A 15,205-nucleotide genomic window follows, 5' to 3' on the forward strand; every position below is an offset into this window, starting at 1 on the left:
GCTTTGCCAATGCTGGGCCAAGCCGGCATAAGAATGCCCTCCTACGATAATCGTTTCCACCGAATTATAATATTCAAGGTAATCTTCAAAAATTTCCTCACTTAGCGACATTCATTGATCCTCATTGGAAATAACACCATCCATCGACATCTGCATTGGCTGAAAAGCGGAAAAACGTCAATTCAAATAATGAGTACCAAAAAAAGAAGGTTTCTCCAATAGAAGAAACCTTTTCAATACTCACCCGCGGTAAAGCTTTAATTATCCACCAATAGTGGTTAAAAGTAATGCTTGAATTTTCTTACAGTCAACGACTAGTGTCCCTGCAACCAATGGGGCTACAGCAGCAACAGAGAAGGTGGCACAACATGTTTTGTTATCGAATCCCATAAAGATACCTGGAATTGGAATTGTTGCTCCTTCAATAATAAGTGTGACAGGTGTGTTTATTGCCATGTTCCTTAATTGTTGACAATAGCATGATTGATCATCACAGCAACCTTTATGAGTAGGCTCAGTAGGGCAACATTTTTCAACTGGCTCTTTTCTGTGTACCGGTTTTTCATCCACAATATGATGGTACACATGTTTTTCTATTCTTTCAGGATCTCTACGTCCGCAACCACATTCTGAATTGCGATCCCTGTCAGAATCATAATCTGAAAAATCATTCGATCTACGTCTATTTCTACCAAAATCTTCTGTTAAGAAAAATTCTTCTTCGTAATACAAATTGAATCGCTCCTTCCTTATTCTTCAGCTGGCCAGCTTTCCATATTAGTTTATTAGGAAAACAGCATAATGACTGGACAAACAATCTAGGGCAAACCCACATTTTTAGGAGTTTTTGGAAAATAGGTAGCATTTCCTTGAGGCTTTCTGCCTGGAGAATGGAATGCACCCTTTCTATCGTGAATTAACCCGTCTTCATTTATCATATTAGGAAAAGGAAGCTTTGATTGGACAAACATTCTAGAACAAACTCACATTTTTACAAGAAAAGTGGAAGACGGCTGCCTAGGGGCGACAAGCAAATGTTCCTGAATCGAAGAAGGGTATGATATAATACAGTGTTAAAATTTTGGGGAAAGAAGGAGTCCGATGAGCCATAATGGATTTGTTTTGGCAGAAATCATGTTTTCTTCAACCGCTGTACTTGCCTTATTAAAAATAATCGCAATTGATATCATCCTTTCAGGCGACAATGCGATTGTGATTGCGATGGCAACGAGAAAATTATCTAAAGAGGAACAAAATAAAGCCATATTTTGGGGAATTACCGGCGCTGTGGTGCTGCGTATTCTCTTTGCAATGATCATTGTCAAATTACTGCAAATCCCATTCGTGCATATTATCGCCGGGATATTACTTCTGTGGATTGCCTATAAAGTGTTAGTGGGGGATGATCAGGAAGGCAATCAGACCTCCGCGCAAACGAGTTTGCTGAAAGCGATTGGTACGATCATACTGGCGGATGCGGTGATGAGTTTAGATAATGTCGTGGCGATTACAGGGGCAGCGGATGGACATATTCCATTAGTATTCCAGTAATGATATTTTGTTCAAAGCTGATTGTAAAAATAATGGACAAGTATACTTGGATAAGTTATGTCGAGTCCGCTATTCTTGTATTGGTCGCCGGTGAAATGCTGATGAAAGATAAGCAACTGGATCAACAATAGGGATAGGAAAAACCCTGGAATATGTAGTCATTGTTTTTTAATCATCTTAGTATTAGGATTGGGTTTTTATAAAAATAGAAAAAAGGAAAATCTATAACAAAAGTGCGTGAACATTAAGGATCCTTTCGGGTCTTATAAGACAAATAAATTTTAGTGTGAATTTTGATAGAAGAGTCCTTTTAGGGGCTTTTTTTATATTTTTAGGATAGGGTATTCCTATTCACCGTTCGAAAAATTAGAGGAGCCGTTCCTTCCAGCTAACAGCACCTTTACATTTTGTACGCTATGCAGGCATTTACGGATTTGTATGGAGGAATGGTGCTCTGCCGCTTCCAATTGGACAGGCGCTCATAGAATAAGAAGAAGGGGGGAGTAGGTATGTTTGAAATGTATGATATTTTAATCATCCCACTCATTATTGGATTGGTTGAGGCATTTAAGATAGCAGGCGTAAGTAAAAGATTCCTGCCATTGATTGCGATTGGAATAGGGAACGTGATCGGAATTGTCTATGTGACAGAATTAGATTTGAAACAAGGAATTTTAGTTGGGACGATACTAGGTTTATCAGCAAGTGGATTGTACAGCGGTACCAAAAATACGATCGAAAAAAAGGAAAGTAAACGCCTAAAATTAGAAAAAGATGTTCGTGAAATAATCAGAAAGCTATGTGAGTAAAAAGGAATCGAAAATGAAGAAGGAATTGCATCCGTTGAACCTTGCAACATTCAACTACAATGCAGGTTTTCATCAATTGTGTTCTAAACGTTTCCTGCCTTGAGTGCAGCGAATGGCATGAGTATAACTGCCAGTAAACCCCATTAAAGAAGGTTCAAGTTATTTTGGCTACACCCAAGGCAAAATGATCCCAAAGGATTTTTTCAATTAATTCAGCTTGCGAATCCTTACAATCAATAATCAGAATAATTTCGGATTTTTCCCCTCTTAGGAGCCTTTTTTTCTTTTTGAAAATTTTTTCTGTATAAAGTCTGATCGCGAATCCCAAAACAAAGCCAATAACGGCACTGATCAATCCCCAATAAATGGGCCCCCATGTCAATGTAAATCCGATACTGGCTCCAATAACAGAAAATGCCGTGGCTAATGCAACTCCGATATCAATTAGGGATGTACCGTCGGAGCGATAGTGGGAATCGAAAATTTTACGTTCCTCTGTTCGATTATCTAATGGAACTGCAAATATATTTTCTTGTTTTATGCCTGCTTTTTCTATTGTTGAGATGGCCATTTCTAAAAAAATGTTACTTTCAAAGGTTGAAAGTAGTTGCACATTCATCACTTCACTTTTTGACCTTTTTGGATTTGAAACCCTTTTGCTTGATAGTTTTCTTTTAGGTATTGTCTTTGTTCCCATTCATAGAGTTTGTTATTTTCGACCGTATTAATATAAGCGTCATACACTGCAAAACCGTAGTGTGAAGGAATAAATAAGAGCCATTCTGGGGTAATAACCGAGGTGGCTTCATTTACTTTACCTAAGAACAATAGGGAAACGGCTTCTAGAAAATGTGAAAAATAGAAAAACGTGACTAACCAAACGGCAACAAAAAAAGAGGTCATAATCCTATTGATATAAAGTTGCCCAAGACCTGGTAGAAATAACGACCACATGACGGCAAGTAAAGGGTTTCTTTTATCCAGATAATTAATTTCTGTTGCCCCAATACTGAATGTATTGAAACGATGTCCCTCATGCTCTGCTAAAAGAAATACCTTATTTAAATCAACCGTCGTTCGATAACTATCCCAAATGGCAAACAGATAAACAGGAATATACATCAAGAGCCATCTTGTATTTAAAACCTCTTTCGCCATGTCGATATTCCCTTGAAAGGAATAAATCATCGCCATATTCACATGAGCATTTAGATTGACAATAACCTCCCATATAAATAAGGCATATCCTCTAAGGTATTTTGATAGTAGCAGATGACCAAATCCGGGAAAAGCTGCCGACCACCATGCAATGATATAAGGGTTTCGCAAATGAAGTTGAGTGGTTCCGACTATGCTAACATGTGCTTTATAACGTCTGGCACGATTATCGTTCGTGTAATTGTTTATATAAAGCCACTCCCTCATGAAAAAATATTTAACGAATATTATTTTTCCCGAAGGGTGTCTTTTTATCCCGAATCAACTGGCTTTTTGCCGTGATCATCGTTCAATTGCTACAAAATTTCATTTTATGGTATTTGGTTCAAAAAATAATTGTGAAAATAATGGACAAGTATACGTGGATCAGTTATCTTGGTGCTGCCATTCTCGGATGGGAAGCAGGGGAAATGCTGATGAAAGGTTAATATTTTCATGTAGCGAGCGCACTTGTTGAAGCGGAAATGCGTAAAGGGCATCCAACGGTCACAGACATTCTTCCTTTTTGAAGTTATTTTGTATAAATTCCGGTTGAATTGTAAAGTTTAATGAATGTTGAAGAAATTTTTCAAACATTTCATTCTGGAGGTTATCATCTAATGACACAACAAAACCAGCAACAACAAATGCAGCAAGCGATTCAATCTGCACAACAAGCTGTTCAGGCGGCACAATCAAGTGCGAACCCACAACAAATGCAACAAGCTCAACAACAGCTACAACAAGCTCAGCAACAATTACAACAATTCCAAAACCAAGCAGGAGCTAATGCCGGGCAACAGCAACAGCTGCAACAAGCTCAGCAGCAATTGCAACAGGCTCAACAACAGGTTCAGCAAGCACAGGCCACTGCTCAATCACAACAAAATAAAATGCAATAAGAGAAATGTACGAGGGAAAGTTGAGCGATCAGCTTTCCCTTATTAAAGGAAATATTTAGCAAATTTCTTTAATGCTTTTTAAGCAACGAAATAGAGAATTCATTGATATTAAAGCTATCATTACATGGAATCAAAGGGATTTTCAAAGGCTGAGTTCTATCCCCTAATTATCGTTACATATATAAATTACGATAGGATTAATTTACCCTCGTTTCATTTTGCCATTTCTCCATTTCATCCCCATCCTAAATAATCTCCTCAAATTCATTATAGATTTTCCATTTACATGCTATCTTACTTTTGAAACGTAACCTTGGGGCTTGCTACATCTCCCAAGGGGCTTCCATTTTTGCGGGTCAAAAAAATGGGAGCATTACTGCCATTTGAATGATTATGATGTCTTTTTTCTTTTTTCCATAAAATAATTGACAAGGGGCTGTAAAAGAATGCATAGAATATAAAGAAAATAAAACGCTTTTTCGGCAACACTTATGGCGTAAAATGGCCGTATTCACTCTAACCCCGCTCCTCTCACATCATATCCAAAAAATAACTTCATACAAATTGTAGCCGGAATCAATAAAACCATATATAAAATGGTCATTCCTATAATTTTCAATAAAACTACTTCCTATTCCACTCGGTGTTGAAACTAAACAAAATGCCTGGCTCACCATCCTTATTGGGATGGTGGGTGGATTTGATATATTTTTTATTCAATATGCCCTTTATTATCCTGATCTATTACCAACAATCTACACACAAAAAATTCTGGGGAAATTCTTCATAAAACTTGTTCCTTATGTACATGTATTTATACTCTATCATACCGCTAGAGCGGTTCGCGATTTTAGCGAAATGCTTGCAATTCTGGGCTAGCTCAGGCCCCACTTGTAATCACGAATCTTTTGTTGATCTTCGTTGTAATATATGCAGTACACAAGGGTATTGTGGTTACAGGTAGAACGAGGAATTCCTGTTTTTCTTTAGAAGAGTCCTTTTAAGAGCTCTTTTTATATATGACGAGTAGTAGAGAAATAGCTGATTTTTATAGCAGGTAGAGTGTTGCCGTTCCCAATAGGACATGCGTTCATAAAATAATAAAGAGGAGGGAAAGAAAGTGTTTGAGGTTCATAACGTTTTGCTGATTCCCTTGATTGTGGGGCTGGTTGAGGCATTTAAGATAGCTGGCGTAGGTAAAAGATTTCTGCCATTGATTGCGATTGGAGTTGGGATCGTGATCGGAATTGTTTATGTAACAGAATATGATTTGAAGCAAGGAATTTTGGTTGGGACGATACTAGGTTTATCTGCAAGTGGATTGTATAGCGGTACGAAAAATACGATCGAGAGAAAGGGAAAGTAAGCACTCAAAATTGTAATAGATGCAACCAAATGTGGAGGCGAACAATGGCAAGAAAGCGATAATTAATTGAAGCTAATGCTGAAATTTTAAATAAACAACTGTGATAGAAGAGTCCTTTTCAGGACTCTTTTTATATTTTGAGGGTGAGTAGCGTTATGTATAAATCATTCAATAGAGTGCGTGTTCAAAAAGGAGGATAAAAAGGACCAAGTCGGCTAAAGACGCTGACGTCCTGTCAGTAACGCCGACACTAGTACATCCTGTACGTCGAAAGTTCGAGGCGGCGAAACAAGCCAACGAGCTTCCACAGGACGTGTCGGCACTTAGTCGAAGATCATTTTCTCGCAGTGTCATTTTTACCGGACTTTTTGAACATCCTATAGAAGGAGATGGAATAGTGGCGAAAAAAGGGATTGACGTATCTGCACATCAAGGAAAGATTGATTGGGACAAGGTGAAAGTGGAGGGAATAGAATTTGCGATCATACGCATGGGGTTTGGAAGTGATTTAGAGGGTCAAGATGATCAATATTTTGAGCGTAATGTGAATGAATGTGAGCGTGTTGGCCTTCCATGGGGAGCTTATCTTTACAGCTATGCCATGAACATAGATGAAGCAAGGAGTGAAGTTGATCACGCTTTTCGGTTGTTGAGAGGTAAAAATCCGACATACCCAATCGCTTTCGATATGGAGGATGCCGACAACTACAAACGCAAACGGGGCATGCCTTCGAAAGCGACATTGATCGACATTTGTTTTACATGGCTAAAAGCTGTTGAGGATGCAGGGTATTTCGTATCATTGTACGCAAGTTTGAGCTGGTTAAATGGTTCCCTCAAAAGCAGGAAATTAGATCGATTTGATAAGTGGGTGGCACAGTGGGGCCCGAAATGTACGTATAAAGGTTCATACCAAATGTGGCAATACAGTAGCACAGGACAAGTTGCTGGCATTTCCGGCCATGTCGATATGAATGAAGCTTATCATGATTTCTTGCCAAAGAAGAATTCGAATGCGACTAAAAAGCCAGTGACCAAACCTGAAAGTATGACACACACCTACACCGTAAAAGCAGGGGATACCTTAAGTGAGATTGCAGTCAAATACGGGACCACAGTGAAAAAGCTTGCAGAGCTCAATGGGATTAAAAATCCTAATCTGATTCAGGTTGGGCAAAAGATTCAACTATCCGGATCTTCTTCAGAAAAAGCAAAGCCCGTCTATCATACTGTGAAACCTGGAGATACTGTCAAAAAAGATTGCTAGAGCTAGAAGCGAAAGCAATCTTTTTTAATGCTATTCTATTGAATGCTGGAACAATCTGATCGACATTAACTGGGGTATTGCGCAACTTTTTACTGGATTGCGCCGCTTTCCTGGGGCATTGCTATTCCCTGCAAGAAGGCTTGCATTCTTTGCGAAATCATCAGGCTTAAAGATTTATTTTGGTTTTTGAAAAATGGTAAGGCAGTGATACAGACACAAAAAACTTGATCCAGTAGAATTAGATATCTACTGAATCAAGTGTATACCTACTTTCTTTATGCTCTGTTTTTCGTTGTACCATGCAAGATGGCACTAAGAATAAGCACAACGACAATCGCTCCAATAATAGCAGGGATAATGGCAAAGTCAGCTATGACGGGTCCCCATGAACCAAGGAGGAAGGTACCTAACCAAGATCCCACAATACCAGCTAAGATGTTTCCGATTATGCCGCCCGGAACACTACGTCCAGCGATTAATCCGGCTAACCAACCGATCACACCACCAACAATTAGCGTCCAAAGAATACTCATTATTTTTCCTCCTTTAATTTGTCTGTGTTGTATTATTTGTTTACCCTTTTCTTGAAAAACAAAACAAATGGGATAAGCAGGTGAACAGTGTGAAGACAATACTTAAAGTGCGTGTTCAAAAAGGAGGATAAAAGGGCCAAGTCGGCTAAAGACGCTGACGTCCCGTCAGCAACGCCGACACTAGCATATTCTGTACATGAAAGTTCGAGGCGGAGAAGCAAGCCAACGAGCTTCCACAGGATGTGGTGACTTCGACGTTCGACACAGGACGTGTCGGTACTTAGTCGAAGATCATTTATGTTTATGCTGACTTGAAAGGTAACCAATTTTGCATCAGTGTGGTTTTTATCAAAACTGAAAGGGAGAATGAACATGGGCGATGAGATGAATCGGCCTAGGATTCTGATTATCGAGGACGATGAGCATATCAACAACATTATATATGACGTGCTGCGAAAAGAGAACTTTTTATGCACGCAGGCGTATTCTGGCAGCGAGGGGAAAATGAACGTTACTCGTCATATGTATGAGCTTATTGTATTAGATCTAATGCTTCCCGGTCTAACGGGGGAAGCTTTTATGTATGAATTAAGAACGGAATTAAAATGCGATACACCGGTTATTGTATTGTCGGCCAAGGAAAAACTGGATCATAAATTAAACTTATTTGATTTGGAAGCCGACGATTATGTCACGAAACCGTTCGAAGTGGAGGAATTGCTTGCCAGAATCAATGTGCATTTAAAAAGAAATGCTAAAACCGAATCCGTCTCTCAATACAAGCATAAAAATTTACTTCTAGACAGTGATACAATGAGCGTTAGAGTCAATAATGTTGAGTTGAATCTTACTAGACGGGAATACAAAATTATTGAGCTCTTGGTGAAAAATCCTACCCGAGTGTTTACAAAGCAGGATTTATATGAGTTTGCATGGGAGGATATGTATATAGGAGAAGACAAGACAATCACTGTTCACATTAGTAATATCCGTCATAAAATTAGAAATCATACTGAAGAGACTTATATCGACACTGTTTGGGGAATTGGTTTCAGGTTGAGTACATAATATTTCTTTGAACTTTCTTAACTTTTTCTTGACGATATATTAGCTTTTTTTATTTAAAGTAATGTGTAAGAGGAAGTGCAAATATGTCAAGAGTAATTATTGAAGTTAAACAGCTAACCAAACAGTTCAAATCGAAAGTAGCAGTGGATAAGGCGGATTTCAAAATATTTAAAGGCGAAATTTTCGGTTTGATTGGCCGAAATGGAGCTGGAAAATCCACCTTACTGAAGATGATCGGGGGATTAATGTATCCGTCATCTGGAAAGATCCATTTATTTGATCGTGTAGTGAAGGATAATCATTCTTATTTTGAACGGATGGGCTTGCTAATTGAGAATGTGGGGCTGTACCCTTATTATTCCGCATATGAAAATCTGGATTTGATAGCTATTATCTATGGGCTGAAGAACCGAAAAAAGCCCATTAACGAACTACTGAAGCTTGTCGGATTGGATGGATCAAACAAGACCAAGGTCAAAAACTATTCCATGGGGATGAAGCAAAGACTTGGGATTGCAGTTGCGTTGATGGGAAGCCCGGATGTTTTGATTTTGGATGAACCGATCAACGGTTTGGATCCACAAGGTATTTTCGAGATCAGAAAGTTGATTTTCGAATTGAACAAAACGGGAATAACCATCATTATTTCCAGCCATATCCTGGAAGAGTTGTCCATGAATAACGCATGAATGTATTCCGTCATTTCAAAAATCCTTATTCTAGGCATGTTCACGTTGCTCATGTTAGTAACGATGGTTATTTCTGATCTGATCGGAAGAGCCATTTTCTTCAATAATGCAACTATTGGCGATTTGGGGTATTTTGTAAAATTGCTTGTTGGTCAGTTTTTACTCCATTGGGCATTTTCAATTGTGATCCTGTGTATCTCAATAATCAGCAAAAATTTAATTACCAGCTTAGTAATTGGGGTAGTCCTCGGGTTAAATGTCCTAGGGATGATTGTGGGGGCACTAGAATCCCTTGTTGGTGATGTAAATCTGTCTTCATATTTGCTGGTGAATACGATTGTCAGTACAAAAGATTTCAATAACATGAATGATGTCCTTCACGTAGCTGGTGTGGCGCTCATTTTCACAATATTATTTTCCTTTATTGCAGCTAGATATAAAGTGAAAGAGGACTTGGGATAGAGCGAGCGCCAAACTATCGGAACTTTATAAAAGTTATTAGGTTTTAATGAACGAACTATTAATCTAAAGAAAATGCAACTTATGGGAGGAGAATAAAATGGACTTTAATCAAACTTTAGAAAGGCATATGCAAGCCATGGTGCAAAAGGATATTGTAGGTTTTTCGGATACCATTCATCAGAATAATATCATACTTATCTTACCAAATGGGAAGTTCATTCAAAACCGGGAAGAATTTATCCAATTTAATCAAGACTGGTTTTCGGATACAGATTGGAAAATCACATATGATATAGTAAAATCACAAGAATCTAAAGAAATGGCATTCGTGGTATTACTCATTCATTATGATGATTGTGACGAAGAAGGAACCCCTTACCATCAAGATTATTATCTCCACCTCGTATTTGAAAAAGAAAATGATGAATGGCTTCTGACCTATGATCAAAATACCTTTATAAATTAATACAAATGCGACTTCTATTGAAAAAACTTTAAACGCAAATAAAATGGATTCTTTTAATGAGAGCCTGGTAGCTGAATAATCAGCGGAGGTTCAAATCCTTTTGATGCATTAATATGTAAGACCAGTTATATCAAGGGTTTCAAGCCCTTGATATTTTGGGCTTTATACAAAATATGGTGGTGTCCTTAGTTCCACCAGCGGATAAAAGACATGCAAAAAGTACACTCATTTCCCTCTCTGATAATATCGATTGTCCATATTATAGTTCTCTCTTTATGTCTTGTAAAACTTGGATATACTGTTAAAAAGACTAAGGGGACTAAAAGGAAGTGTACATATTGCTTGGAATGATTATCGCGATTGTTGTTTTTAATGTGATTGCTCTTTTAAAAGTTAGAAATTTATCTATCAATCAAATCGTCCATATCATCGTATTTACAATCGCATTCCAGACACTTGTTGATTTATATTTGGATTTTAAATACCATGCTTACTGGTATTACTCAAAAGCGGTTGACTTGCGTTCTATTCCAACCCTGATCATGATTATACCTGCTGTCAATGTCATGTTTTTAAATTGGTATCCCCTTGAGAGATCACTTATGAAACAGACCCTTTATATTATTTGCTGGACAATATCACTACTAATGTACGAATCATTCGCATTACTCCCCGGGCCTTGGGGTTATTTCCATTATGGTTGGTGGAAGTTAGGGTATTCCGCAATTGTTGACCCAATTCTACTGATTACGTTAGTACTATACTATAAGTGGATACGTAAAATTGAAAAAAATCAAGCGAATTAGCCAAGCCTACATCTTCTTTTGCATATGATGAAAATGTTTAATTTTATGGTAAAAAAGCAATGTCAATGCTTGCACAAATAAATAAACACTAAAGGAGTAGGTTAATTTCCATCCGTGGTAGTTAAAAACATGAAATAGCGCGTTTACTCCCTCAAACAGCGTTCCAATAATGGAAGAAATGATAATATAAGGCAATATCCAGAACCCCCGAACATTTAATCTTTCATACAAATAGACATAGAGATAAGAGAATGGTGCATACAAAAAATATGAAATGACATCAAACCATTCATACTTTCCTGAATCCATAATGTTGTATAAATTCAAATCCGGTGAGGATAATAAATGGTCATAAATTCGCGCAACGGTTGAGCCAAAGAGTAAAAGAAGTATCGTGAGACTTAAAGGAAACCGTTTAGGAAGCCAAAGTATAAATGAATAAGAAAGGATAAGCCCAATGATAATAAACCATTCATTCTCGTCAAATGTTTTTGGTAATTGTAAGGGCATCATCTTCTAATCCCTTCCTTTCGTAAGACTTGGCTGAAACAAAATTGCAAAATATACGAAATGAGTAGAACAACAGCAATTAAGAAGAGGGATTGCCAAAAATCCCACCCATTATAGCGAATGACCTTCCCTTGCACAAGCAGAAACTCAACCCCATATAGAATGGCTACATAAGTGATCGTGAACAACCATTTGTTGAAACGAGATTGAATCGCTGCCAATAAATTGAAAAACATTACGTATAACAAGGGGATGACGATGAATTCGTAAAGTCGAAAAATAATAAATAATGGAATCCTATTCGTTATTTCCCATACTTTTAAATTGATATATAAAACGGAAAAACAACTCGTAATGATCAGTTCTTGTATCATGAAAATAAATAGGTTCTCAGGCAAGCTAAGCCTTTTCTTTATAATGAAAAAGGCGATGCAAAAAAGGATCATGATATTCAGAATGATAAGGAACATGTTTGTCAACTCACATTTTTACCGGACTTTCTTCTATTATCTGTATAAAAAATGTAAATATGTAAGATGTTTGCTGTTAGCAGAACTTTTCTCCATTTGTATAGGTTTGACGTTAATAGGAAAAATAGAAAAACATGATGACTGAGTTGATTGGATACGATAGACGGGATGAATAACGAACATCATGAATTTAAATCACCGATTGTTGCCCTTCTATGGTCCGAAACGATGGCTGGCTTTGGTCAATTCTATAATGGACAATATATCTTTGGTTTTAATGTTGAATTCATTGCTAATGTGCACTCCAACTTAAATGTCTCGATTGGTCTCTGCTGCCGAATTTCGGTGTGGAGGCCTTTTTTTGAAAAATTTTTTATAAAAGGTGTCCAAATTTTGGTGAATTCCATATATGCACATTGAAGGCCAATAGGACGTGGCAATCATAGCCGTTGCTCCTTTAACGATCTTAGCCTTTGATCCTTTATGTTGCTTTTACGAAAATGATGAATAAGAAAGGGAGAGGAACGATGGCAAAATTTCGCATGATTGATATTGGGTTTTGGAATGATCCGAAAGTGGTGGAGGAGATGACACCAGAGGATAAGTATCTGTTTTTGTATTTGTTGACGAACTCAAATACAACGCAAATTGGTATTTACTCTATTACGAAGAAGCAAATGGCGTTTGATACGGGTTATTCAATGGAGACGGTGCAAAGTATTTTTGAACGCTTGATTCATCAGCATAAACTGCTGAAGTATAACCCACAAACAAGGGAATTGGCGATTCGAAATTGGGGGAAATACAATTTTAATCGTGGTGGCAAGCCTGTGGAAGATTGTGTGATAGCTGAGTTGAGTAAGGTAAAAGACCGGAGTTTGATTGAATTTGTTGGGGCGAATGTGAAACACGAGCAAATTCGCAGGTTGTATGAGTCGTATGACGATACGCGCACGATGCGGGGACAAGAAGAAGAAAAAGAAGTAGAAAAAGAACAACAAGAATCGCAAAGAGTGAATGGTGGTGGTGAAAATGTGATTGATTTTTATCAACAGAATATTGGAATGCTGAGCCCTTATATGGCAGAAGAGCTGGTGGATGCGTTAGAGGAGTTTGGGGAAGTGCTTGTGGTCGAAGCTATGAAAATTTCCGTAGCTTCTGGCAATCGAAATTGGCGATATACATATGGGATTTTGAAGAGATGGCGTCATCACAATGTGAAAACATGGGAGGATGTGGCCGCCTTGGACCGGGAACTTGAGCAGCAGAAAAAATATTTTGGCCAACAGGCCTTGGATATGGATCTTTCAAAACTTTATCAACACAATCTTTCAGAGGGGGAAGAGCAGAATGACAGCTGAAAAAGCGCTCCTTGGCTGCATGATGAAAGAAAATCATTTGATCGGGGACACGATGATCAAATCTGGACATTTTGCAGATCCACGCCATCAAGCCTTATTTAAACAAATGCGAGATCGGCATCAACAAGGTGGCACGATTGATCTCGTCACACTCTCTACAACAGTGGACTTGGAACCGTTTGGCGGCATCTCCTATCTCCATGACTTGCAATCCTTCGCGAATGTTGAAAAGTTTGAAGAATATGAGGAGTTGGTGCTTGAAAAATGGAAAGAACGGGAGAAAAGGAGTATTTTAACAATCGCCAAGGAGGAAGACTGGGAGATTCAAAAGGTGATTCATGCTTTAGACCAAATCAATGAGGCGAAAATCGATGATTACCTAGCGATTTCAACGGGGTTAGCCGATCTTTATGAAGCCCCATGGCAAGAAGGAAATCATGTCAAGGGGATTTCAACCGGAATAATGCGTCTAGACCAAATGACGAATGGTTTCCAGGATGGGGAGCTCACGGTGCTGGCGGCAAGGCCTTCGATGGGAAAAACAGATGTGATGCTTCATTTTGCTAAGCAAGCCGGTTTGAATGGGGATTTGCCGATTATTTTTTCACTGGAAATGCCGAATAAAAGCTTGATTCAAAGACTAATCGCTTCAACAGGGGCCATCAATCGCTTGAAACTGCGGAATCCCTATCAACACCTCACCCAGGCTCAAAAGGAACAGTGGCCAGAGCTGATCGGTCGCGTGTCGGAAACCAATATCCAGATGTTTGATGAAGCGGGGCAAACGGTCGCCCAGATGCGCGCGAAGGCAAGGAAATTAATGCACGAATACCCGGATAAAAAGCCACTCCTGTTGATTGACTATTTAACGTTGATTCGACCTGAACATCATTATGGCGGGAATGCCCATATGCAGGTAACAGAAATTTCGAAGCAGCTAAAGGGGATGGCGAAGGAAATGAATTGTCCAGTTCTTTTATTGGCCCAATTGAACCGAGCGGTGGAGCAAAGGCAAAATAAACGACCGATGATGTCCGATATTCGTGAATCTGGCAGTGTCGAACAAGATGCGGATGTGATGATCTTTCTCTACAGAGATGCTTATTATGATCAGGATGCAGATCCAAAACATTTGGAACTGATTATTGCAAAAAACCGCAATGGTCCGATGGGCACAGTGTTTGCGCGTTATAATCAATTTACTGGAGGAATTCTAGATGGCCACGATTAAGGCGCTATATGAAGATGCGATCAAGTATGAGGAATCGCTCCTTGCCCATTCGATCTTCTGCTTGATTCAGGAGGGGAAGATTGAGTTAGAGCAGGATGATGCAGTTTTGCTGCAAATCAACCCCGATCCAGAGAAATTGGAGAAATTGCTGGAAATGAATTACCTTGGCTTTCATCAGATGAACATTTTTTCACTTAAGACGGGGAGACAGAAATGGGTCTTTATTTTTGCTCAGACAGCGGAAGACGCGCAGCAACACTTGCATATGAAAACAGGCCAAAATCCATTGAACTGTTTGGAACTCTCACCAGATGAAGTGGTTTTTACCGGCAATCGCTTTCTTAACTTTCGAGAGTTGAAAAAAGAACAAACGCAATTTCCTTGTTTGGTTGGGGTGTATGAGAAATATCCTGGAAACAAAGCTTTTGTATGAGCATATCTATATTATTGCTGGATGTATATGCAGGTTAGATATAAGAATACATTAATGGTTCTTTCATGTTCTGTTATGGATAAT

General features: G+C 38.6%; 20 protein-coding genes and 1 pseudogene. 15 read left to right on the forward strand and 6 right to left on the reverse strand.

All coding sequences use genetic code 11. From position 1 onward, the window contains the following. Positions 1–261: 261 nt before the first annotated feature. Entirely contained in the window at positions 262–732 is a 471-nt protein-coding gene (locus tag IPU53_RS16645) for a hypothetical protein (RefSeq protein ID WP_207452141.1), read from the reverse strand. Between the two features lie 369 nt (positions 733–1,101). Between IPU53_RS16645 and IPU53_RS16650 the strand changes: the two are divergent. Beyond that, a pseudogene (locus IPU53_RS16650) lies at positions 1,102–1,670 on the forward strand (TerC family protein); the annotation flags it as partial. A gap of 390 nt (positions 1,671–2,060) precedes the next feature. Further along, a complete protein-coding gene (locus tag IPU53_RS16655; RefSeq protein WP_207452142.1) occupies positions 2,061–2,360 on the forward strand; it encodes a hypothetical protein in 300 nt (99 codons plus the stop codon). A 154-nt stretch (positions 2,361–2,514) separates the two neighbouring features. Here the strand turns inward: IPU53_RS16655 and IPU53_RS16660 are convergent, their stop codons facing one another. Then, positions 2,515–2,973, reverse strand: a complete 459-nt coding sequence (locus IPU53_RS16660) for a hypothetical protein (protein ID WP_207452171.1) — start codon at positions 2,971–2,973, stop codon at positions 2,515–2,517. 5 nt (positions 2,974–2,978) lie between these two features. Next, entirely contained in the window at positions 2,979–3,767 is a 789-nt protein-coding gene (locus tag IPU53_RS16665) for a hypothetical protein (protein ID WP_207452172.1), read from the reverse strand. 410 nt (positions 3,768–4,177) lie between these two features. On the opposite strand from IPU53_RS16665, the gene IPU53_RS16670 reads away from it, so the two are divergent. The 4 genes from IPU53_RS16670 to IPU53_RS25315 all read left to right on the forward strand — a co-directional run bounded on the left by IPU53_RS16670 (position 4,178) and on the right by IPU53_RS25315 (position 7,092). Beyond that, positions 4,178–4,459 (forward strand): hypothetical protein, encoded by a 282-nt coding sequence (locus IPU53_RS16670; protein WP_207452143.1) that lies wholly within the window; start codon positions 4,178–4,180, stop codon positions 4,457–4,459. 633 nt (positions 4,460–5,092) lie between these two features. Further along, on the forward strand, positions 5,093–5,338 hold the full coding sequence (locus IPU53_RS25670; protein WP_396019960.1) for a GerAB/ArcD/ProY family transporter: 246 nt from the start codon (positions 5,093–5,095) through the stop codon (positions 5,336–5,338). Between the two features lie 241 nt (positions 5,339–5,579). After that, positions 5,580–5,825 (forward strand): hypothetical protein, encoded by a 246-nt coding sequence (locus tag IPU53_RS16680; RefSeq protein ID WP_207452144.1) that lies wholly within the window; start codon positions 5,580–5,582, stop codon positions 5,823–5,825. A 397-nt stretch (positions 5,826–6,222) separates the two neighbouring features. Further along, positions 6,223–7,092: a GH25 family lysozyme gene (locus tag IPU53_RS25315; RefSeq protein ID WP_207452145.1), complete on the forward strand. Its 870-nt coding sequence runs from the start codon at positions 6,223–6,225 to the stop codon at positions 7,090–7,092. A gap of 275 nt (positions 7,093–7,367) precedes the next feature. Here the strand turns inward: IPU53_RS25315 and IPU53_RS16690 are convergent, their stop codons facing one another. Further along, positions 7,368–7,625: a GlsB/YeaQ/YmgE family stress response membrane protein gene (locus IPU53_RS16690; protein WP_207452146.1), complete on the reverse strand. Its 258-nt coding sequence runs from the start codon at positions 7,623–7,625 to the stop codon at positions 7,368–7,370. Between the two features lie 372 nt (positions 7,626–7,997). Here IPU53_RS16690 and IPU53_RS16695 point away from each other — a divergent pair, with 372 nt between their 5' ends. From IPU53_RS16695 to IPU53_RS16715, 5 genes are all read left to right on the forward strand, one after another. Beyond that, a complete protein-coding gene (locus IPU53_RS16695) occupies positions 7,998–8,693 on the forward strand; it encodes a response regulator transcription factor (RefSeq protein WP_242698359.1) in 696 nt (231 codons plus the stop codon). Between the two features lie 83 nt (positions 8,694–8,776). Next, the gene (locus tag IPU53_RS16700; RefSeq protein ID WP_207452147.1) at positions 8,777–9,382 is read left to right on the forward strand and encodes an ABC transporter ATP-binding protein; all 606 of its coding nucleotides are present in this window, start codon (positions 8,777–8,779) and stop codon (positions 9,380–9,382) included. After that, positions 9,383–9,844 carry a hypothetical protein gene (locus IPU53_RS16705; protein WP_207452148.1) on the forward strand — a complete coding sequence of 154 codons (462 nt, stop codon included), beginning with the start codon at positions 9,383–9,385 and terminating at the stop codon, positions 9,842–9,844. 97 nt (positions 9,845–9,941) lie between these two features. Further along, on the forward strand, positions 9,942–10,310 hold the full coding sequence (locus IPU53_RS16710; RefSeq protein ID WP_207452149.1) for a YybH family protein: 369 nt from the start codon (positions 9,942–9,944) through the stop codon (positions 10,308–10,310). A gap of 347 nt (positions 10,311–10,657) precedes the next feature. Continuing rightward, entirely contained in the window at positions 10,658–11,116 is a 459-nt protein-coding gene (locus tag IPU53_RS16715) for a CBO0543 family protein (RefSeq protein WP_242698370.1), read from the forward strand. A gap of 6 nt (positions 11,117–11,122) precedes the next feature. Here IPU53_RS16715 and IPU53_RS16720 read toward each other — a convergent pair whose 3' ends face one another. Together IPU53_RS16720 and IPU53_RS16725 are read right to left on the reverse strand one after the other, a co-directional pair. Next, a complete protein-coding gene (locus IPU53_RS16720) occupies positions 11,123–11,629 on the reverse strand; it encodes a hypothetical protein (RefSeq protein WP_207452151.1) in 507 nt (168 codons plus the stop codon). Beyond that, positions 11,626–12,024 (reverse strand): hypothetical protein, encoded by a 399-nt coding sequence (locus IPU53_RS16725; protein ID WP_207452152.1) that lies wholly within the window; start codon positions 12,022–12,024, stop codon positions 11,626–11,628. The genes IPU53_RS16720 and IPU53_RS16725 overlap by 4 nt, the downstream gene beginning before the upstream one ends. A gap of 222 nt (positions 12,025–12,246) precedes the next feature. Here IPU53_RS16725 and IPU53_RS16730 point away from each other — a divergent pair, with 222 nt between their 5' ends. The 4 genes from IPU53_RS16730 to IPU53_RS16745 all read left to right on the forward strand — a co-directional run bounded on the left by IPU53_RS16730 (position 12,247) and on the right by IPU53_RS16745 (position 15,121). Next, complete coding sequence (locus IPU53_RS16730) at positions 12,247–12,516, forward strand: hypothetical protein (protein WP_207452178.1); 270 nt, start codon at positions 12,247–12,249, stop codon at positions 12,514–12,516. Positions 12,517–12,623: 107 nt separating this feature from the next. Continuing rightward, positions 12,624–13,457, forward strand: a complete 834-nt coding sequence (locus tag IPU53_RS16735) for a DnaD domain-containing protein (RefSeq protein ID WP_207452153.1) — start codon at positions 12,624–12,626, stop codon at positions 13,455–13,457. After that, positions 13,447–14,688, forward strand: a complete 1,242-nt coding sequence (locus IPU53_RS16740) for a replicative DNA helicase (RefSeq protein WP_207452154.1) — start codon at positions 13,447–13,449, stop codon at positions 14,686–14,688. Before IPU53_RS16735 ends, IPU53_RS16740 begins: the two co-directional genes overlap by 11 nt. Further along, positions 14,675–15,121, forward strand: a complete 447-nt coding sequence (locus tag IPU53_RS16745; RefSeq protein WP_207452155.1) for a hypothetical protein — start codon at positions 14,675–14,677, stop codon at positions 15,119–15,121. The genes IPU53_RS16740 and IPU53_RS16745 overlap by 14 nt, the downstream gene beginning before the upstream one ends. Positions 15,122–15,205 lie beyond the last annotated feature (84 nt).

Origin of the sequence: Bacillus sp. SD088 (genome assembly GCF_017355205.1) — a bacterium.
In the GTDB taxonomy this organism is placed as follows: Bacteria; Bacillota; Bacilli; order Bacillales; family Bacillaceae_C; genus Lederbergia.

What these genes read in the sequence shown, in the direction of transcription:
- IPU53_RS16655 (WP_207452142.1), top strand. Translation starts at nt 2,061, where the DNA reads ATGTTTGAAATGTATGATATTTTAATCATCCCACTCATTATTGGATTG.
- IPU53_RS16670 (WP_207452143.1), top strand. Translation starts at nt 4,178, where the DNA reads ATGACACAACAAAACCAGCAACAACAAATGCAGCAAGCGATTCAATCT.
- IPU53_RS16690 (WP_207452146.1), bottom strand. Translation starts at nt 7,625, where the DNA reads ATGAGTATTCTTTGGACGCTAATTGTTGGTGGTGTGATCGGTTGGTTA.
- IPU53_RS16695 (WP_242698359.1), top strand. Translation starts at nt 7,998, where the DNA reads ATGGGCGATGAGATGAATCGGCCTAGGATTCTGATTATCGAGGACGAT.
- IPU53_RS16700 (WP_207452147.1), top strand. Translation starts at nt 8,777, where the DNA reads ATGTCAAGAGTAATTATTGAAGTTAAACAGCTAACCAAACAGTTCAAA.
- IPU53_RS16705 (WP_207452148.1), top strand. Translation starts at nt 9,383, where the DNA reads ATGTATTCCGTCATTTCAAAAATCCTTATTCTAGGCATGTTCACGTTG.
- IPU53_RS16710 (WP_207452149.1), top strand. Translation starts at nt 9,942, where the DNA reads ATGGACTTTAATCAAACTTTAGAAAGGCATATGCAAGCCATGGTGCAA.
- IPU53_RS16715 (WP_242698370.1), top strand. Translation starts at nt 10,658, where the DNA reads ATGATTATCGCGATTGTTGTTTTTAATGTGATTGCTCTTTTAAAAGTT.
- IPU53_RS16720 (WP_207452151.1), bottom strand. Translation starts at nt 11,629, where the DNA reads ATGATGCCCTTACAATTACCAAAAACATTTGACGAGAATGAATGGTTT.
- IPU53_RS16735 (WP_207452153.1), top strand. Translation starts at nt 12,624, where the DNA reads ATGGCAAAATTTCGCATGATTGATATTGGGTTTTGGAATGATCCGAAA.
- IPU53_RS16740 (WP_207452154.1), top strand. Translation starts at nt 13,447, where the DNA reads ATGACAGCTGAAAAAGCGCTCCTTGGCTGCATGATGAAAGAAAATCAT.
- IPU53_RS16745 (WP_207452155.1), top strand. Translation starts at nt 14,675, where the DNA reads ATGGCCACGATTAAGGCGCTATATGAAGATGCGATCAAGTATGAGGAA.